The following is a 17,552-nucleotide window of genomic DNA, read 5'->3' as shown; positions in this document are numbered from 1 at the left end:
GCTCGTCGGCGACCGGGGCCCGCTGGCGGACGACCCGCCGCTGGAACCGGACACCGAGTACCGGGTCCGCTACCGCGTCACCGGCTCCGACCTGGACCTCTGGTCGGAGCCGGTGACGGTCCGGACGCTGCCGGAACTCCCGCCGCCGGCAGAGCCGGACATCGGCCCGCAGCCCAGCGCCCACAACCCGTACACGGCCGCGCCGTGGACGGCGACGTGGGGCGGGATGCTGCTCGGCGAGGGCTCCACCGTCGTCCTGGAGGAGGTGGGCGGCCTCCTGGACGCGCCCGAAGTACGCACCTCGGATGCCGAGTTGCTTCAGCGCGACGGCCTCACCCCGGGCACCGACTACATGGGCGCCCGCACCGTCACCCTCACCATGCTCGCCCTGGACGACCACGAACTCCCAGCTCTGCTGGCCGCGTTCGCGCCCGGCGGCGCGGAGCGGCCGTTCGAGTTCGCATTCCCCGGCATCGCCGGAGGCCACGGGCGGCTCACGGCCCGGGTGCGCAAGCGCGCTGCCACCGTCGACCGCGACTTCCACGCCGGCCGACGCCGGGTGACGGTCGAGCTGGTGGCCACCGATCCCCGCCTGTACTCCGCCGACGAGGCGCGGGCGACCGTGGCGGTGGCCGTCCCCCGCGAGGGGCATCCCCTCTTCCCGCTGGTCTTCCCCCTCGACCTCGGCAACGGCCCCGGCACCCGGAGCGCACCCGACATCACCAACGCCGGGTCGGTCGACAGCTGGCCGGTCATCCGGCTCACCCCAGCCACCGGCGAGATCCGCGACCCGTCGCTGACCCTCGTCCACAACGGCAACCGCAAGCGGTTCGCCACCCGGGGACTTCGGGTCGGCCGCGGTGACGCCCTGGTGATCGACATGGCCCGCCGCCGGATCACCCTCAACGGCAGCTCCCGCTTCGGGCAGGTCGACCCGACCTCCACCTGGTTCGCCCTCCCGCCCGGGGCGAACACCCTGCAACTCGACGTACTGGAAGGCCCCGAAGGGGTCACGGCGGACGTGCTCTGGCGCTCCGCCTGGATGTAAGGACCCCACCCGCTTTGGCAATTGAACTCCGCGCCCCGCTGTTCGTCCAGCAGGGCCGCTACGACGCGCTCGACCTTCGAACCATGATCGGCGGAACCCGGGGCGCCCACGTCGGCGTCGCCGGACCCACCGCCCTGCTGGTCGAGAAGGTCGACAACCCCACCCCCCGCGTGTCCGTGGCGGCCGGGTCGATCTGGCTCCCGGACGACGTCGCCGTCAGCCACAAGGGGGCCGTGCACTTCGCCAACCTGGACGCCGGCATTCAGCTCCAGTGCTCCACCCCGAAGCCCGGCGAGGCCGCCCGGGTCGACCTGGTCGTGGCCTTCGCCGACCCCGACAGCGCCCCGTCCGGGCCCCTGCTGATGGACATCCGCACCACCGCGGACCAGTACATGCAGTCCGTCGCCTACGCCTCCGACGGCACCCCGTACGCGACCGCCGCGACCGGCGCGGAGGTCACCAGGGAAGGCGCGAAGGGCTGGTCGATCGCAGTCCTGGCCGAGTCGACCCCCGGGGCGAAGGACTGGCCGGTGCCGTCCAACTGCGTGCGCCTGGCCAAGGTGTCCATCGCCCAGACCGGCATCACCGGCATCGAGGACGTCCGCTTCGTCGTCGCCGGGCAACTCGACACCACCCCGCTGCGCCACCTGCGCACCGCCGGGGCCCAGGGCGTGGCCCAGACCGCCGCCGGGGCTCCGGCCGGCAGCCTGGTCTACGACTCGGTCAGCACTGCCCTGCACAAGGTCACCGGAGCCAACACCACCGCGCCGCTGGTGCCGGGGGCGGTGCGCCTCGACATCGCCTACCAGGCCCCGGAGGGGGCGTGGGGAAGTGAGGCGTGGCAGCAGTTCACGGCACCGGCCGCCCCGTACCCGCGGCTGATCACCATCTCCTTCGAGGTGACCTACCGGGGCGACTTCGGCGAAGGTTGGTACACCCCGCTCGTCATCGGCCACGGCGAGCGCCGCCGCGCCGGTCGCCTCCAGTACGTCCGCGCCGGGGACACCCGGGACGTGCGCGGCAGCGCCACCATCCGGGTGCCGGCCGGGACTCCGCTGTCGGCCGCCTCGACCATCGGGTCCGACAACCCCACCGGGTACAACTGCAAGTTGAACGTGGCGTGGACGTCGCAGGCCGATGCCGTGGTGGTCGCTGCCTGATGCCCGAGATACCCGAGTACCGCGTGATCCTCTCCGAGTTCAAGGGCGGCCGACTGCTGGCCGAGCTGCCCGTCTCCGCGATCACCTACCGCTCGATCCTCAACGCCCCCGGCTCCGCGAGCTTCACCGTGCCGCTGGCTGCCGAACCCCTCGCCGGACTCGACTGGTCGCTCGTCTCCCCGTGGCGGATCATCGCCCACGTCCAGCGCGGCAGCCGCGTCCTGTGGGGCGGCCCGCTGCTGGCCTGGTCGGTCGACCTGGCCGCCGAGGAGATGACCCTCGACTGCGTGGGCCTGTGGGAGTACTACCGCCGCAACATCATCAACCTCGGCTATTCCACCGGCACGACCCCGCGCGAGCAGACCACGATCGCCCGCGAGCTGATCCAGCAGTTCGCCGACAACCCCTCGCCGGTCGCCCCCGGCCAGCCCGGCTACTGGGGCAGCAACGGCCCTGGCGCGCTGACCTTCGACCCCGACCTGGACAGCGTGAAGCGCGAGCGCACCTACCCCTGGTTCGAGTGGAAGTCGGTGGGTGAGGCCGTCGAACAGCTCGGCGCGGTCATCAAGGGCTTCGACTTCCGGATCGACCACGACTGGGACGTGGACGCCCGCGTGATCCGCAACCGGATGCGCTGGCTGTACCCGGCGGGTGGCCAGGACACCGGCATCGTGCTGGAGCACGGCACCAACTGCACCGTCACCACCGTCACGTCCGACGGCGACAAGATGTGCACCGAGACCGGCGTCAACGGCGCTGGCGAAGGCTGGAGCCAGCTCAAAAGCTGGTGGTACAACGGCCAGTTGGAGACCGAGGACGGCCGCCGCATCCCGCGCCTGGCCGCCGTCGAGACCAACAACAGCGTGGTGCGGGTCGAGACCCTGACCGCGCAGGCCGAGCGCATGACCGCCGTCGGCGCGTTCCCGATCGTCGTCCCGGAGGTCACCCTCCACCCGGGCGGCGAGTACTCCGTCGCCGAGCTGCGCGTCGGCCACAAGGTCCGCGTCCGCGCCCGCACCGCGAACTGGCCCGGCATCTCCGCCGACTACGTCGTCCAGGAGATCGACACCAAGGTCACCAGAACCGGCGAGGAGACCACCCTCGCCCTCGTCCCCGTCACGATCTTCGAGCGCGTGGACGACTGGGTCCAGGGCCAGTTGGAGCTGACCGCATGACCGTCTACGGCCGCCCCACCCTCGCCGACGAGTTCCAGACCATCGGCACCCGGCTGTCCACGATGGAGCGCACCGCGTCCGCCCTGGGCGCGGTGCTGCCCATGACCCCCTACCGGCCCGGCCTCGACGTCGTCACCACCTGGCGCGCCGCCGCCACCATCCCGACGGCCGGCATCGCCCACCCCGTCATCCGCCTGGACTGCCGCGTCTCCTCCAAGACGGGCGCCACCGTCTGGCTGCGCCTGTTCGACGTCGACAAGGCCCGCGCCGTCACCACCGAATGGAAGTACACCGGCGGCTCGCTCAACAACGGCTGGGTCCGCCTCGACTGGGTCCTGCCGATGGGCGGCGGCCAGCCCGGCGAGTGGCAGCGCCTCCTGCTCCAGGCCAGGACCGACATTGCCGGAGGCGGCACCGTCGACCCCGGCGTGGCCATGGCCCTCCCGATCAACCAGGCACCCACCGCCACCGAGGCCGGCACCTGGACCGCCGTGCCGATCCCGCCCGGCTACGCCTGACCCCTCGACCTCGCGGGGGCACCTACTCACGTGAGTAGGTGCCCCCGCCGCACGCCCGAAAGGACCCTGCTCCATCTCCCGCGAAGCAGTCATCACCGAAGCCCTGAAGTGGGCCGACCAGAACTACCGGGGCGGCCTCAGCCCCTCGGGGAAGTACTACGACACCCCGTTCGGGAAGTGGTACGCCCCAGGCTTCAACCACGAGCCCTTCTGCGACATGTTCGTCTCCTGGTGCGCCGACAAGGGCGGCGAAGCCGCGGCCGTCGGCCGGTTCGCCTACTGTCCCTCGCACGTCCAGTTCTTCCGCAACAAGGGCCGGTGGCACGGCAGTTCCGCTGCGTTCAAGCGCGGCGACATCATCTTCTTCAGCTGGGACGGCGGTCCGACTGCTGACCACGTCGGCATCGTCCTGGAGGACTCCGCCCCCGGCCAGAGCGTGAAGACCGTGGAAGGCAACACCGCCCGGACCTCGGGCGCGGGCCAGGGCTCCGGCGGATGCGTCGCACGCAAGGTCCGCCCCCGCTCCAGCGTCCTGGGCGTCGGCCGCCCCGCCTACTCCACCAACGGCGGCACCGGCACCTCTACTCCGCCGACCGGCCAGGCCGTCACCATCAACGGCAAGCCCTACGGCCCCGGCGCGGTCGGCGACCACGTCACCGTGATGGGCCGCGCCCTCGTCCGCGCGGGCTGCTCCCGCTACAAGGAGGGCCCCGGCCCGGTCTGGGGCAGCGCGGACACCGAGAGCTTCCGCGCCTGGCAGCTCAAGCTCGGCGACGCCGCCGACGCCGACGGCATCCCCGGCCCGAAGCAGCTCGCCCGCCTGCTCGCCGAGTTCGGCACCACCCCCGCGCCGCAGCCGCCGGCCACCCGGCGCTTCACCGTCCGCCAGGGCATGACCCTGGGCGGCATCGCGCTGGCGCTCGGTACCACCGTGGCCGGACTGCTCTCGCTGAACCCGCAGATCCGCGACGCCGACCGGATCACCGAGGGCCAGCAGATCAGCGTCCCCAACCAGGCCCAGGCCGCCACCCCGGCCACCCCCGAGGTGCCGACCGCTCCCGACCCGGTGGAGAGCACTCCGGCCGAGCACGCCCCCGTTGCGGAGCCGGAGGTGCCGGCCGTCGAGCAGCGGCTCTACACCGTCGTCCCCGGTGACAACCTCTGGACCATCGCGGGCGCCCACCGCGTCACCCTGGAATCCCTGATCGCCGCGAACCCGGCCACTGCCGCGAACCCGGATCTGATCTTCCCCGGCCAGCAGCTCGTGATCCCCGACGCTGCCACCGCTCCGGCCCCGGCCCCCGCGCCGTGCGCCGTCGGGGTGCCCGTCCCGGAGCCGGTGGCGCCCAGCGAGCCGACCGCCCCGACCGCCGAGGCGTCCGCTCCGGTGGAGGAACCGGCCGCCCCGCTGCCGGCCACCGACGAGCCGACCGCCCCGAGCACCGGTTACTCGAACGACCTTCCCGGCTGGATCGAGGAGGCGCGGGACATCCTGCGCGTGAACGGCGACCTGGTCCCCAGCGCCGAGGCGATCGAGCACCGCGCCATGGTCGAGTCCAGCGGCAACCCCCGCGCCGAGAACCACTGGGACAGCAACGAGGCGCTGTACGGCGGGACTTACGGGCTGCTCCAGACCATCCGCCCGACCTTCGACGCCTACTCGCTGCCCGGTCACCGCGACATCCTCGACCCGGTGGACTCGATCATCGCCGGGGTCCGCTACGCGAACGCGACCTACGGTTCGTTCGAGTCGATCGCCTGGAACGAAGGCGGCTACTGATGCCCGACGAGAACGAGCACCTGGGCGGCGTGGTGATCGGCCCGAGGGAGATCTACGACCAGTTGGTGGGCGTCCGGGAGGACGTCCGCTCGCTGGCCCAGAGCAGCGACGCCGTGGACAAGACCCTCCGCGACCACGAAGACCGCGTCCGCGCGCTTGAGGTCTGGCGCTACGGCGTCGTGGCCTCCGGCCTCGCGGGCGGCACCGCGCTGATCACTGACGTCGTCGTACGCCTGAAGGGCTGAACACCATCGACAACCTGAAGAACTGGATCACTGACAACCCCGTGCGGGCGCGCTCGGCCGTCGTCGCGGTGCTGACCGTGCTCGGCACCGTCGTGCCGAAGCTCGCCGGGATCGAGAGCAACGAGGCCGTGGTCGGCCTGCTGCTTGCGGTCGCCGCGATGGCCGGCGGCCACTCCGCGGGTAAGCGCGTGGTCACCCACGCCACCGACGCCGCCAACAGCGAGGCGGCCCGCGCCGAAGCGCTCGCCGAGTGCTGCGCGTGCCCGCACGCCGAAATCGCCGAGCCCACCGCGCTCGGAGACGAGATGAAGGCCAAGCGGTAACCCAGGCCCCGGCCTGCCTTCGGGCGGGTCGGGGCCTTTTCTCGTCGCGGCCGGCACCCGTGGTGGAATGGGAGTGAGGCACCGTTGGTTGCACAACGGTCCCCGATCGGAGCGAGAGGACCCCATGCCCCCACAGAAGAAGTCGGCCGCTGACTGGCGCGACGTGCCCGGAGCCCAGGACATCTGGGACAAGGCGCTACCCCTTGTAGCGGTTGCACGGCGGGAGAAGGACTACGGGCCCCTTGCGACGGAGGCGTTCAAGACCACGCTTCTGTTCAAGAACCGCGAGGGTCTGCCCGACCTTCGGCGGGCCAGCCATCAAGCGAAACGGTGGATGTCCGATCTGCTGGACGCCGCCGGGCTGAAGCCGGTGCCTGGCGACTCCAATGAACGGCGGGAGCAGTTGGCCGCCGAGCGCGACGCCATCCTGCAAGGCGTTCGGGCCGCCATGAACCCGATCCGAGTCCGCTTCGTGCGGAGCATGGACGACGACCCCGCCGAGCGAGCGCGGCGGTTCCCTGATCTGCCCGACTCGGTGGCGATCTTCGCTTACTACCGGATCGTCCCGAGGGCCCAGAGCGAGGTCCGCGCGGAGACCTACCAGCGCCGCACAGCGCAGCAGCACGTCGGAGCAGCCTTGCTCAGTGCCGATGGGGGGATCTCGCAGGAGAACTGCGTCGAAGCCGTCCACGGACTACACCGCCTCGCCACTGCGCTCTCCCCGTCCTCCTTCGAAGGGCTCGACCCGAGCGCCGCGGACCAACTCCGCCAGGAACTCCGCGAGACCGCCGTCGTGCTGCTCGACCTCGACAACAAGCTGGGCTGAGCCCGGCACCAGGCCCCGTCTTCCCCGGCCAGGGAGGGCGGGGCCTTGTCGTGTTTCCGCACCGTGTTAACCGCACCGGCTCAACCCCGGTGACCACGGAGAGAGGAGACACGAGTGCACGGCATAGCCCTGATCGGCCGGGCGAGATCCGGCAAGGACACGGCGGCCGGCCTGCTGCGGGAGTACGGGTTCACCCGGCTCGCGCTGGCCGACCCGCTGAAGCGCATGGCGTACGACGTCGACCCGGTGGTGGGCTTCGAGCTGCTGGGCGTTCAAGCCCCGACGCCCGTCCACCTGGCCGAGGCGGTGGACCGCTACGGCTGGGAGGCCGTGAAGGACCGGTTCCCGGAGGCGAGACGCTTCCTCCAGCGGCTCGGCACCGAAGGCATCCGACGCCACGTCACCGCGGACTTCTGGATCAAGCAGGTTCGCCGGGCCGCCGCCGCGATCGGTGGGCCGGTCGTGGTGACCGACGTCCGCTTCTTGAACGAGGTGAACACGCTGCGGAAGGCGGGCCTCGCCGTCTGGTTCATCGACCGGGGCGGGGCCGACGGCGACCACCCGAGCGAGCAGCTCGGGGCCGAGCATGCCGACCGCGTCGTCCCGAACATCGGCTCGCTCTCCGACTTCCACGCCCGAATCCGCGAAGCCCTGGAGGCTGGATGACCCTGTGCGACCGCGCCCGGGTGAGCTGCCAAACTGCTCGGAACCGCTACCGTGCAGCGCGCGAATGCATTGCATTGCGCTGCACAAATGCATTGCAATAAGGCCATTTCTTCCGCATCCAGGCGCTTCACTTTGACCCGGCAGCAAGGGCCAAAAGGGTGACACTCTTTTGGCCCTTGAGGGTGTGGAAGTTGCGACGTTTCATGTTTTAGACACTACATGTCAGGTGCATGACAAAAGCGCCCCTGACCTGCATCTTGTGGATGATATATAACTTCCCATGAGAACTTTGCCTTTTGGCTTCCACCTCTGGATCGCCCCTCGCTTCATAGTGCAAATCCGAACCCGCTTGCGATCGGAAACGCGCTGTGGCGGTGCATGTTTGATGATTCATCAGAAGTGGCGGTACCCTCGATCCAAGCGAGACGGACCGCCCCCCTGCATGGGGGCGGTCCGCGTTTCCTCGCACTCTCGGAAAGAGTTGGAAGAGGTTCAATCATGGCACACCCCCAGTCGTCATCTCCTGGCGACGCCCCACTCGACCGCCCCGTGACGTGGCGGGATGCGCTGGTCTATGGTCACGGCACGTTGACCGCCACGTCCCTCCATCTCCAGGTCGGCTGGCCGACCTCGGCGGCTGCAGCGGTCGGCCTGTCCGGTGTGGTGACGTGGGAGCTGCTGCGGCGTAGGCCGCGCGGCGACGCTTGAAGCTACGAAAGAACGAATGAAAGAACGACGGGGAAGGTAAGTAAGTAAATCCCTAGGGCCGCTGACCTGCGGTTTCATGGAGTCATTTAGTTACTTATCTTCCCGGCGTCAGCCCCGACCGTCCTTCGGATGGTCGGGGCTTTTGCATGCCCAAACGAGAGAGGAACGCATGTCCGAAGGCGTCCGTACGGTCCACCAGCGGGGTTCCCGCTACTACGTCCACCCCGTCAGCTCCGAGCTGGCCCCCTCGGTCACCTCCATCTTGAACATGGAGGCGAAGCCCTTCCTTCAGGACTGGTCGGCCGGCATGGCGGCCGAAGCCGCGGTGACCGACCTGGAGGTCGTCCAGCGCATCGCCGCGCGTGACCGCCAGGCCGCCGTCGACTTCCTGAAGTACGCGGCCAAGCGCTACACCAAGCTCCGGGCCGACGTCGGCTCGCTGGTGCACGACTACTTCGAGCTGCGCCTTCGCGGGGAAGAGGTGCCGTACCCGCACCACGACGTCGAGCCGTACGTCCCGGCGATCGAGTCGTGGCTCGACCGCTACCAGCCGGAGCTGCTGCACGCGGAAGACGTCGCCTGGTCGCGGGAGCACGGCTATGCCGGGTCGTTCGACTTCATGGTGAAGATCAACGGTAGGACGATCCTCGGCGACCTGAAGACCAGCAAGTCTGTGTACCTGTCGGTCTCCTACCAGCTCGCGGCCTACGCCCACGCGGACGACCTGATCACGGTGGACCGAAAGATCATCCCGTTCCCGAAGGTCGACGCCGGGGCGGTGCTGCATGTCACCCCGGCCCGCGCCGAGTTCCGCCCCGTGACGATCGACCGGCCGGTCTTCGACCGCTTCCTGACCCTGCGCCAGCGCTTCGCCGACGACCGCGCCTCGGACGCCGGGATCATCGGCCGCGTCGCCTGGAAGCACGAGGCCGGCCACCTGACCGGCACCGCCCGCCGCGCCGCCTGACCCGGCTGTTAACCGCCCCCGCTCAACAGCAGTGCACACGGCGGACCGCCCGGTTCGCCGGTCCCGAGAGAACAGAGAGACCTTGAGCAGCGCACTCGACAACATCTTCGCCAGCGACCCCGAGCTGGCGGAGCGCGCGGAGCGCGCCGAAGCCGCGGCCCGCCCGGACCTGGCCGGTGTCTTCCGCAACTACGAGGCCGACCCCGACGGCGGCTTCCCGATCGCCCAGCACCAGTGGATGGTGACCACCGCACTGCCGGCCACCGCCGAGGCCGTGGCCGAGCTGCTGGGCGGCACCCCGTACGAGCGGGAGACCGAGGCCGAGGACGCCATGGCGGTCAAGACCGACGCCGACCGGGTGGAGGTCGTCATCGACGGCCCCGCTGCCGTGAGGATGGACTTCAAGCAGTGGGTGAACGGCAAGCTCGCCCACCACTGCGACACCCGCACCTTCCTGTCGCCGCCGGAGGACGTCGGCGTGCCGTGCCGCTGCCCCGGCACCATCGCCGAGCTGAAGGACCGGGCGAAGGCGGAGCGCGGCCCGAAGCCGAGCATCGAGATCGACTTCACCCTGCCCCACGCTCTGGAGCTGGGCCGCTTCCGCTACAAGTCGTCGGGCTGGTCGCTGATCCCCGAACTCCCGGCGCTGAAGGGCGCGCTGGCCAAGTCCGCGGGCCCGTCGCTGGCCCATCTGATCAACGAGCGGGTGCAGTACCACTCGAAGGCCGGCCGCGACGTCGACTACCAGATGGCCAAGGTGAAGGTGGTCAAGCCGTACGGCGATGCGATCACCGACACCCCGGCCACGGCCATTGAGGAGGAGCCGCCGTTCTAGCCGGCGCTTCACCCACCACGAGCACCACCAGCGGGGCCGGTCCTTCGGGGCCGGTCCCGCTCCCGTTTCCCGGAGAGAGAACCCCGTGCACACCCCGACCTACGCGGAGCCGACCCCGGCCCGCCTGATCAACCCGCTGGCCGCCACCGACCGCGCGCAGGAGATCATGCGCTCCGCGTTCCGCGACACCCCGCGCCGCTCGCAGAGCGGCACCCGCAACTCGCAGGCCAAGCTGACCGAGCGCAAGGTCGCCGCGATCCGCCGCGCCGCCGACCTGGGCGCCAACCTCGCCGCGCTGGCCGAGGCGTTCGGCATCAGCGAACGGACCTGCCGGCACATCGCCGACCGGACGTCCTGGTCGCACCTGCCCGAGCAGGGCTGAGCCGATGAACGACACCACGACGCCGCTGTGGCGGATACCGCCCGACCAGCGCCGGACCGCCCTGCACGCCCGCACCCGGGCGCTGGCCGCCGAAGGCGCCCACCCGCGCCGACTGCTGCGCGCCTCCGACGCAGCCCACACCGTCGACTTCCGCGAGGCCCGGCCGCCGGAGGAGACGTGACCTACCGCATCGGGCTGGGCATCGCCCCCGCGCTCGGCGACCTGCGCCGTGCCGGTCCCGGTGACCGGCTGCTGTTCCTGTACGACGCCCGCCAGCGCCCCGACTTCTCCCGCTACTGGGAGGCCGCCGGCCTGGCTGTCTTCCGGGGCGCGGCCCTCGCGGTGGTGACCGCCTAGTGGCCAACCGCAACAAGGTGAAGGGCACCGGCTGGGAGACCGCGGTGGCCGACTACCTGAACCAACAGCTCGGCCAGTACCGGGAGGCGTGGAAGGACGGCGACCGCTCGGTCCGCTGGAAGGACCCCACCGACCCGGACAACATCCGCCGCAACGTCCAAGAGGGCGCGGCCGACATCGGCGACCTCGCGGTGCATCCGTTCGCCGGGGAGTGCAAGGCCGAGAAGTCGTACGACCTCGCCTCGTACGTCCGCCAGGCCGAGGCCGAGGCCGTCAACGCCGGGATGCCGTTCGGCGTCGCCTACGTGAAGCGCCCCCGGGCGAAGACCGAGGACGGATACGCCGTCACGTCCATCCGCACGCACGCCGCGATCGTCCGCGCTCTGCGGGAGGCCGGTTACTGAAGAGAGGAGCAGGGCAGTGCGCATGCAGGAGATCCTGGACCGCCTGGAGGAACGGCGGGACTACCAGGCGGGCGAGTGGGTAGCGCGCTGCCCGGCCCACGACGACGGGAAGCCGTCGCTGTGGATCAACCTGAAGACGTCCGGCATGGTGGGCCTGGCCTGCCGCGCTGGGTGCGCCTTCGAGGACATCGTCGCCGCGATCGGCCTGCTGCCGAGGCACCTGTTCAACGTCGACCCCGAGGGCCTAGCGGCCGTCGCCGAGGCCCGGCCGGAGCCGGTGAGCCCGTTTCTGACGGCGGGCCTGCGGGTGTGGCTGGACAGCCTGTCGGCCGGTGAGGAGGACGCGGCCCCGGCCACGTCCTACGCGCAGAAACGTTTCGCCTTGTCGGCGGCCGAACAGGACCGGTTGGGCCTGCGCTGGTGGCCTGGCCCGCAACCGTGCCCCGAGTGGGTTCCGACTTCGTTCGTCCGGTATCCCCGCCTCGTCGTGCCGATGGCCGACTTCGCGGGAGTGGCCAGGGGCGCCCAGGGCCGGGACCTCTCGGGGCGCTGCCCCGGCCGGTGGATCTCGCTCGCCAACCCCGACGGGTTCGAGTGGCAGCGCTACGGCGTGTTCCCCGGCCCCGACCCGGGCGCGCCGTGGGTGGTGGCCGAGGGCCTGTCGGACCCGCTGGCCGTCGTCGCCGACGGCTACAGCGCCGTGGGCGTGCGCGGGGCCGCGCTGCTCAACAACGACTCGCCGACCCTCGACGCGCTGGCCGCCGGACTGGCCGGCCGCGACGTGCGGGTGTGCGGCGACAACGACCGCTCCGGGCGTGAGTTCGCCCGCACCATCCTCACCGCCCTTCACCAACGGGGCTTGCAAGCAAGGCAGTTGAACATTCCTGCCGCATTCAAGGACTACGCAGCATGGAGATCTGAGCGGTGCCGTACGCAATAGACAGCCTGACCGTCCACTTCGCCCCGGAATCGGTGGCGCTGACGCTGCCGCCGGCCGACGCGGTGGCGGCCTACCGAGCGGCGGCATCCCGGTACGGGGCGAGCGACATCGTCAACGCCCACGCGCTGGTGCAGTACACCAAGGGCGGCATCAAGTACGCCGACGGCGTCGGGTTCCACGTCTGGGCGGGGACGCACTGGGTGCGCTCGGAGGTGCTGGTACGCCAGGCCGCCCACGATCTCGGCGCGGCGATGGTCGAGACCCTGGCCAGGGAGAAGGCCATCATCCGCGAGGCCCTGGCGCTGAAGCTCGCCGGGGACGCGCTGGAGGCCGAGTACGAGAAGCAGGTGCAGGCGCTCCCGCTGGCCAAGGCCGCGAAGGGCTTCACCATGGCGCGGCGGATTGACGACCTGATGCGCGAGCTGGCGTCGGTGCGCGGGGTGAACTGCTCGGTGGACGACTTCGACCACCAGCCGCACCTGCTGTCGTTCGCCAATGGGACCGTGGACCTACGCACCGGCCGCCTCCAGCCGCACGACCCAGCGGACATGCTGACCAAGTCGCTGCCGTGGAACTACAACCCGCAGGCGACGGCTCCGCGCTGGCTGCGGTTCCTGGACGAGGTGTTTCCCAACGAGCCGACGATGCCCGCCTACATCCACCGCCTGTGCGGGTACGGCATCACGGGCAGCACCGCGGAGCAGGCGTTCGCCGTGCTGGTCGGTGTCGGCGCGAACGGCAAGTCGGTGTTCCTGGACACCTTGTCGTACGTCTTCGACGCGCTGTCCGAGACCACCCGCTTCGAGACGTTCGAGGACCGGGGCAGCTCGATCCCCGCCGACCTGGCCGCGCTGCGCGGGGCCCGGATGGTGATGGCCAGCGAGGGCGAGGCCGGGAAGCCGATGAGCGAGTCCGTGCTCAAACGCGCCACCGGCAGCGACAAGCTGACGGCGCGTTTCATGAGGGAGAACTTCTTCACCTACCAGCCGACTTTCCTCCTGTGGCTGGCCTCCAACCACACCCCGGCCTTCCGCTCGCAGGATGCCGGCCTGTGGCGGCGCGTGAAGTTGATCAAGTTCGACCGCTTCTTCAAGCCGGACGAGCGGGACCACTCGATCTTCGAGACGTTGCGCGGGGAGGCCGAGGGCATCGCCGCGTGGGCGGTCGCCGGGGCGGTCGCCTGGTACGCCGAGGGCCTGAAGGAGCCCGACTGCATCAAGACCGCGACCTCCAACTTCAAGGAGAACTCGGACGCGCTGGCGGAGTTCCTGACGGACGTCCTGGTGAAGGTCGACAGCGACAAGAGCCACGTCCCCAGCCAGGACGCATACACGGCGTACCGCGACTGGTGCGAGGCCCAGGGCGAGAAGGCGTGGACCCGCCGCGGCTTCATCTCCGCGCTGGACGAGCGCGGTATCCGCCAGCACCGCATGACGAAGGGCCGGGTGCTGCTGGGCGTCCGCTTCGCCGACCAGCCGGCCGCCGGGCCGGGCGTCTTCGACACCACCACCGACTACTAGGAAGCGAGCACATGCGGGTACACCCGTACCGACTGGCCGGAGAGCCCGTCGAGATCAAGGTCCCCGAACGGGCGGCCGACCTGCGGGAGTTCCGCACCTGGTGGACCGCCCACGCGGCGGCCGGCACCCTGCTCGGCTTCGACACCGAGACCACCGGCCTGGCGTGGACGGACCGAATACGCCTCGTCCAGCTCGGCGACACCCACACCGCGTGGGTGATCCCCGTCGAACTCGGCGACCCGTTCCGCTCGGCCGCGATCGAAGCCCTGGCCACGCTGCCCAACCTCGTCGCGCACAACCTGAGCTTCGACGCGCTGAAGGTCGACACCGAGTTCGGCATCCGGCTCGAAGACCTCTACCCGCGCGCCCAGGACTCCCGGGTCGCCGCCCACCTCCTCGACAGCCGCCACGACTACGAAGGCGGCGTCGGCCTGAGCCTCAAGCCGCTCTCGGCCTGGTACGTCGACCCCACCGCGCCCGACACCCAGGGCGACCTGACCCGGGTTTTCAACGGGCTAGGGCTGACCAAGGCGACCGGGTGGGCGGGCATCAGCCTGTCGCACCCCACGTTCGAGCTGTACGCCGGTCTCGACGCCTTGCTCGCCGCCCGGCTGCTGCCCAAGCTGCTGGAGCGGTACAAGGCGGAGGGCCTGCGCTCGGCGCTGCTGCCCTACGAGCATCAGCTCGCCCTGGTGTGCGCCAAGCTCCAGCGCACCGGGATGCTGGTCGACCCGGGCTACACCAAGGGCCTGGTCGGCCGCCTCGCGGACGAGAAGAAGTGGTTCTCCGACATCGCCGCCCGCTTCGGCGTGGACTCGGTGAACAGCCCCGACCAGGTGGCCGGCGCGCTGCTCGGGATGGGCGAGCTGCTGACGGAAAAGACGGACAGCGGCGCGCTGTCGGTCGCCAAGGAAGTGCTTCTGCCGCTGGCCGACCTCGACCAGGACTGGAAGCGCCTCGGGATGCGCGAGCCCAACCAGCTCGCGGACGCCGTCCTGCGGGCGAAGCGCGCGGGCAAGTGGTCGACCAGCTATGCCCAGGCGATGCTGGACAACCGCGACAGCGGCGACCGCATCCACCCGAAGATCAACCCGCTGGGCGCCCAGACCGGACGCGCCTCGCACTCCGACCCCGCGATGGCCCAACTCCCCTCCCACGGGTGGGAGATCCGCCGCGCCGTGGTCGCCGAGCCCGGGAACGTGTACTTCAGCGTCGACCAGCAGGCGGTCGAGCTGCGAGTGCTGGCCGCGCTGTCCGGCGAGTCCCGGATGATCCGGGCCATCGCCTCGGGCGCGGATCTGCACGGGTTCGCCGCCGAGATGATGTTCGGCACCGGCTACACGAAGGCCCAGCGCACCCTGGCGAAGATTGCCGGATTGGGCACCGCCTACCAGGGCGGGGCCGCGACGCTGGCCAAGCAGACCGGCCAGCCGGTGGACGTCATGCGCGACACCCTCCAGCGCTACAGCCGGGCGTTCCCCGGCATCAAGCGGTGGGCGCGGAAGATGCAGCGCACAGCCCTGGCGGAGAAGTGCACGATGACCACCGTCACCGGCCGGCGGCTGCACCTGGACCGGGACAAGCTCTACAAGTCGGTGGCGTACGCCTGCCAGTCGACCGCCCGCGACACGATGGGGCAGGCGTTGATCACGATGGACAAGCAGGGCCTCACCCCGTACCTGACCATGTGGGTGCACGACGAGGTGGTGGGCACCGCCCCGAAGAAGGAGGCCGCGGACGTCGCCCGCGCGTGCGCCGAGGCCATGAAGATGAACCTGCTCGGGGTGCCGCTGGACACCGATGCCGAGGTCTACGGCCCGAGCTGGGCCGACGGCTACGGCCTGCCGGAGGAGTGGGCCTATGCAGCGTGAGCCGGAGAGCGCGCACACCCAGTTCTGCGAGGTGTGCGACGACGAGAAACCCCTCGGCCAGTTCGGCAGGCGCAAGCGCGCGCCCACCGGGCGGGCGAACGTCTGCCGGCCGTGCGTGAAGGCCGCCAACCACAAGGCCAGCCGCGACCCGGTGGTCATCCGTAAGCGCCGTGACACCCGGCTCCGCCGGGTCTACGGGATCACGCTGGCCGACTACGAGCGGATGGGCCGTCAGCAGCGCTGGCGGTGCGCGATCTGCGGGCAGAAGGCTGCCGTCGGCGACCGATTGGTGGTCGACCACGACCACGACAAGCCGCACGGGCAGGCCGTCCGCCGCCTGCTGTGCCGGGGCGAGAACAGCGCGCTCGGTCATTTCGGCGATTCTCCTTGTCGACTCGACAAGGGCGCCGAGTATTTGCGGAGCCATGGGAAGTGAAGCCGGTCACACATTTCATTAACTCTGCGTGAGAGTTGCTGGTGAATGCGCTACTAGGGACCTCTTCCTTGAGGAAAAGGTCCCGCTTGATCAATTGCGAAGGTCACGCCTGTTTCCTAAAGTTCAGGTAAAGCACACCTGAAGGTGGCCATTCAGAAGCGAAGGAGCCGGAATGAGCAGCGGAGGCTGGGCCCGCACCGCGGGCCGTCGTCGGCTGCTCGCGCGCCTCGCGGTCGCCCGGAGGGTCATTGCCCAAACCATCAGCCGCACGGCGGTCGTGATGGTCTTTCAGGCCATGGGTGTCACTTGCCAGGGGTCTTCCGACCCGCACGAGCGCACCGAGCGCGAGGACGATCAAGATTTATTCTGGGAGGCCCTGCGCACCTTAGCGGACACCCATACCCACCGGGCCGTTAGTCCCGAGTGGGCCCGCGCCGGATACCGGCGCCTGCCCGACTTCCACCTTGCTCATCACATGGCTCTTTATACCCGCACCCTCGCGCTGGCCGACCACCGGCCCCGCCGGAGTGCACCCGAAGCCTAATTCCATCGACCGCCCAGGCGGTTTTCCCTAGGCCCCTGCCGACCGGCTCACGTCCACGGCAGGGGCCTCTTTGCGCCCCGATCCGGCTGCCCGCCGGACGGGGCTTTTTCACGCCCTGCGCACCGCGCCGCGCCGCGATGAGTCGCGCCCCTCTATCTGATCTGTACACGTCAAGGAATACTCATGCCTTCCCCCTGCATCCCCTCCTCGCTGATCCGCCAGGCCCAGACCCCGAAGCCCCTGCCCGCCCTGACCGGCGTGGGCAAGCTCGACCGGGGTCGGGTCGCCACGGAGGAGATCCTGAACGACCTGGAAGGCATCGCCCGTTCCGTCTCCCGCAAGCGCGCCGCCCAGATGGAGGGCGACAGCCACCAGGCCGCCCAGGACATCGCCCAGGAGATGCGGCTGAGCTTCTGGCGCGCCATCCACTCGTGGGACGTCGACGGCAAGAACACCGCCGAGTTCACCTCCTACGCCTTCCAACGGGCCAAGCTGGACGGTCGGGCCGCCGCCACCCGCGAGGCTGCCCCCGGCTCGGCCCGCGACGCCGCCGCCTCCTTCATGGGTGCGCTCGCCCGCACGAACGGCGACTTCGCCGCCGCGAAGAAGGAACTGACCGGCCACCCCGATTCGAAGCGGCGGTTCTCGCCCGAGCAGGCCGACCTGGTCGCCGCGGCCTTCGCCCGCCCCGTGCCGGTCGACAGCGTCCCGGAGCACATCCTCGACGCCTCGACCGCGCAGGACCCGGACCGCCTAGGAGCTGTCCGGCCGATCATGTGACTCGCTAGGCTCCCAGTCGCCTGGAAGGGGTGACTGCAGTGGTGATGGCTCGTGAGACTGCCGTTGC

21 protein-coding genes are annotated in these 17,552 nt (G+C 70.4%); all 21 read left to right on the top strand.

The window, feature by feature from the left end:
* Nucleotides 1–112 precede the first annotated feature (112 nt).
* The 21 genes from ACIQBJ_RS29145 to ACIQBJ_RS29045 all read left to right on the top strand — a co-directional run bounded on the left by ACIQBJ_RS29145 (nucleotide 113) and on the right by ACIQBJ_RS29045 (nucleotide 17,485).
* Nucleotides 113–1,048, top strand: a complete 936-nt coding sequence (locus tag ACIQBJ_RS29145) for a phage distal tail protein (RefSeq protein ID WP_400716398.1) — start codon at nucleotides 113–115, stop codon at nucleotides 1,046–1,048.
* Nucleotides 1,049–1,062: 14 nt separating this feature from the next.
* Complete coding sequence (locus ACIQBJ_RS29140; RefSeq protein WP_400716396.1) at nucleotides 1,063–2,208, top strand: hypothetical protein; 1,146 nt, start codon at nucleotides 1,063–1,065, stop codon at nucleotides 2,206–2,208.
* The gene (locus tag ACIQBJ_RS29135; protein ID WP_400716394.1) at nucleotides 2,208–3,383 is read left to right on the top strand and encodes a hypothetical protein; all 1,176 of its coding nucleotides are present in this window, start codon (nucleotides 2,208–2,210) and stop codon (nucleotides 3,381–3,383) included. Before ACIQBJ_RS29140 ends, ACIQBJ_RS29135 begins: the two co-directional genes overlap by 1 nt.
* Entirely contained in the window at nucleotides 3,380–3,901 is a 522-nt protein-coding gene (locus ACIQBJ_RS29130; protein ID WP_400716392.1) for a hypothetical protein, read from the top strand. Before ACIQBJ_RS29135 ends, ACIQBJ_RS29130 begins: the two co-directional genes overlap by 4 nt.
* Before the next feature lie 217 nt (nucleotides 3,902–4,118).
* Nucleotides 4,119–5,681 carry a LysM peptidoglycan-binding domain-containing protein gene (locus ACIQBJ_RS29125; RefSeq protein WP_400716390.1) on the top strand — a complete coding sequence of 521 codons (1,563 nt, stop codon included), beginning with the start codon at nucleotides 4,119–4,121 and terminating at the stop codon, nucleotides 5,679–5,681.
* Nucleotides 5,681–5,926, top strand: a complete 246-nt coding sequence (locus ACIQBJ_RS29120; protein WP_400716388.1) for a hypothetical protein — start codon at nucleotides 5,681–5,683, stop codon at nucleotides 5,924–5,926. The genes ACIQBJ_RS29125 and ACIQBJ_RS29120 overlap by 1 nt, the downstream gene beginning before the upstream one ends.
* 41 nt (nucleotides 5,927–5,967) lie before the next feature.
* Nucleotides 5,968–6,249, top strand: a complete 282-nt coding sequence (locus ACIQBJ_RS29115) for a hypothetical protein (protein WP_400716386.1) — start codon at nucleotides 5,968–5,970, stop codon at nucleotides 6,247–6,249.
* Between the two features lie 124 nt (nucleotides 6,250–6,373).
* Nucleotides 6,374–7,075: a hypothetical protein gene (locus ACIQBJ_RS29110; protein WP_400716384.1), complete on the top strand. Its 702-nt coding sequence runs from the start codon at nucleotides 6,374–6,376 to the stop codon at nucleotides 7,073–7,075.
* A gap of 114 nt (nucleotides 7,076–7,189) precedes the next feature.
* Entirely contained in the window at nucleotides 7,190–7,741 is a 552-nt protein-coding gene (locus ACIQBJ_RS29105) for a hypothetical protein (RefSeq protein WP_400716382.1), read from the top strand.
* Between the two features lie 877 nt (nucleotides 7,742–8,618).
* A complete protein-coding gene (locus ACIQBJ_RS29100; protein ID WP_400716380.1) occupies nucleotides 8,619–9,416 on the top strand; it encodes a hypothetical protein in 798 nt (265 codons plus the stop codon).
* Between the two features lie 82 nt (nucleotides 9,417–9,498).
* A complete protein-coding gene (locus ACIQBJ_RS29095) occupies nucleotides 9,499–10,251 on the top strand; it encodes a hypothetical protein (protein ID WP_400716378.1) in 753 nt (250 codons plus the stop codon).
* 85 nt (nucleotides 10,252–10,336) lie between these two features.
* Nucleotides 10,337–10,633, top strand: coding sequence for a helix-turn-helix domain-containing protein (locus tag ACIQBJ_RS29090; protein WP_400716376.1), 297 nt, complete (start codon nucleotides 10,337–10,339; stop codon nucleotides 10,631–10,633).
* A 4-nt stretch (nucleotides 10,634–10,637) separates the two neighbouring features.
* Entirely contained in the window at nucleotides 10,638–10,814 is a 177-nt protein-coding gene (locus ACIQBJ_RS29085; protein ID WP_376052930.1) for a hypothetical protein, read from the top strand.
* Nucleotides 10,811–10,990 (top strand): hypothetical protein, encoded by a 180-nt coding sequence (locus ACIQBJ_RS29080; RefSeq protein ID WP_400716373.1) that lies wholly within the window; start codon nucleotides 10,811–10,813, stop codon nucleotides 10,988–10,990. The genes ACIQBJ_RS29085 and ACIQBJ_RS29080 overlap by 4 nt, the downstream gene beginning before the upstream one ends.
* On the top strand, nucleotides 10,990–11,394 hold the full coding sequence (locus ACIQBJ_RS29075) for a hypothetical protein (protein ID WP_400716371.1): 405 nt from the start codon (nucleotides 10,990–10,992) through the stop codon (nucleotides 11,392–11,394). The genes ACIQBJ_RS29080 and ACIQBJ_RS29075 overlap by 1 nt, the downstream gene beginning before the upstream one ends.
* A gap of 22 nt (nucleotides 11,395–11,416) precedes the next feature.
* Nucleotides 11,417–12,334 (top strand): toprim domain-containing protein, encoded by a 918-nt coding sequence (locus tag ACIQBJ_RS29070; RefSeq protein ID WP_400716369.1) that lies wholly within the window; start codon nucleotides 11,417–11,419, stop codon nucleotides 12,332–12,334.
* Nucleotides 12,319–13,854 (top strand): phage/plasmid primase, P4 family, encoded by a 1,536-nt coding sequence (locus ACIQBJ_RS29065; RefSeq protein WP_400716367.1) that lies wholly within the window; start codon nucleotides 12,319–12,321, stop codon nucleotides 13,852–13,854. The genes ACIQBJ_RS29070 and ACIQBJ_RS29065 overlap by 16 nt, the downstream gene beginning before the upstream one ends.
* Nucleotides 13,855–13,865: 11 nt before the next feature.
* On the top strand, nucleotides 13,866–15,725 hold the full coding sequence (locus ACIQBJ_RS29060; RefSeq protein WP_400716365.1) for a DNA polymerase: 1,860 nt from the start codon (nucleotides 13,866–13,868) through the stop codon (nucleotides 15,723–15,725).
* On the top strand, nucleotides 15,715–16,161 hold the full coding sequence (locus tag ACIQBJ_RS29055) for an endonuclease domain-containing protein (protein ID WP_400716363.1): 447 nt from the start codon (nucleotides 15,715–15,717) through the stop codon (nucleotides 16,159–16,161). The genes ACIQBJ_RS29060 and ACIQBJ_RS29055 overlap by 11 nt, the downstream gene beginning before the upstream one ends.
* A gap of 172 nt (nucleotides 16,162–16,333) precedes the next feature.
* Nucleotides 16,334–16,705 (top strand): hypothetical protein, encoded by a 372-nt coding sequence (locus tag ACIQBJ_RS29050; protein WP_400716361.1) that lies wholly within the window; start codon nucleotides 16,334–16,336, stop codon nucleotides 16,703–16,705.
* A gap of 183 nt (nucleotides 16,706–16,888) precedes the next feature.
* The gene (locus tag ACIQBJ_RS29045) at nucleotides 16,889–17,485 is read left to right on the top strand and encodes a hypothetical protein (protein ID WP_400716357.1); all 597 of its coding nucleotides are present in this window, start codon (nucleotides 16,889–16,891) and stop codon (nucleotides 17,483–17,485) included.
* Nucleotides 17,486–17,552 lie beyond the last annotated feature (67 nt).

The sequence above is a fragment of the Kitasatospora sp. NPDC088391 genome, assembly GCF_044753345.1.
GTDB lineage: Bacteria > Actinomycetota > Actinomycetes > Streptomycetales > Streptomycetaceae > Kitasatospora.
This window is presented reverse-complemented; position numbering and strand designations above follow the sequence as displayed.

Bases quoted from the DNA above. Each gene is read 5' to 3' on its own strand.
- ACIQBJ_RS29135 (WP_400716394.1), top strand. From the start codon at position 2,208: ATGCCCGAGATACCCGAGTACCGCGTGATCCTCTCCGAGTTCAAGGGC.
- ACIQBJ_RS29130 (WP_400716392.1), top strand. From the start codon at position 3,380: ATGACCGTCTACGGCCGCCCCACCCTCGCCGACGAGTTCCAGACCATC.
- ACIQBJ_RS29125 (WP_400716390.1), top strand. From the start codon at position 4,119: ATGTTCGTCTCCTGGTGCGCCGACAAGGGCGGCGAAGCCGCGGCCGTC.
- ACIQBJ_RS29120 (WP_400716388.1), top strand. From the start codon at position 5,681: ATGCCCGACGAGAACGAGCACCTGGGCGGCGTGGTGATCGGCCCGAGG.
- ACIQBJ_RS29110 (WP_400716384.1), top strand. From the start codon at position 6,374: ATGCCCCCACAGAAGAAGTCGGCCGCTGACTGGCGCGACGTGCCCGGA.
- ACIQBJ_RS29100 (WP_400716380.1), top strand. From the start codon at position 8,619: ATGTCCGAAGGCGTCCGTACGGTCCACCAGCGGGGTTCCCGCTACTAC.
- ACIQBJ_RS29085 (WP_376052930.1), top strand. From the start codon at position 10,638: ATGAACGACACCACGACGCCGCTGTGGCGGATACCGCCCGACCAGCGC.
- ACIQBJ_RS29070 (WP_400716369.1), top strand. From the start codon at position 11,417: ATGCAGGAGATCCTGGACCGCCTGGAGGAACGGCGGGACTACCAGGCG.
- ACIQBJ_RS29060 (WP_400716365.1), top strand. From the start codon at position 13,866: ATGCGGGTACACCCGTACCGACTGGCCGGAGAGCCCGTCGAGATCAAG.
- ACIQBJ_RS29055 (WP_400716363.1), top strand. From the start codon at position 15,715: ATGCAGCGTGAGCCGGAGAGCGCGCACACCCAGTTCTGCGAGGTGTGC.
- ACIQBJ_RS29050 (WP_400716361.1), top strand. From the start codon at position 16,334: ATGAGCAGCGGAGGCTGGGCCCGCACCGCGGGCCGTCGTCGGCTGCTC.
- ACIQBJ_RS29045 (WP_400716357.1), top strand. From the start codon at position 16,889: ATGCCTTCCCCCTGCATCCCCTCCTCGCTGATCCGCCAGGCCCAGACC.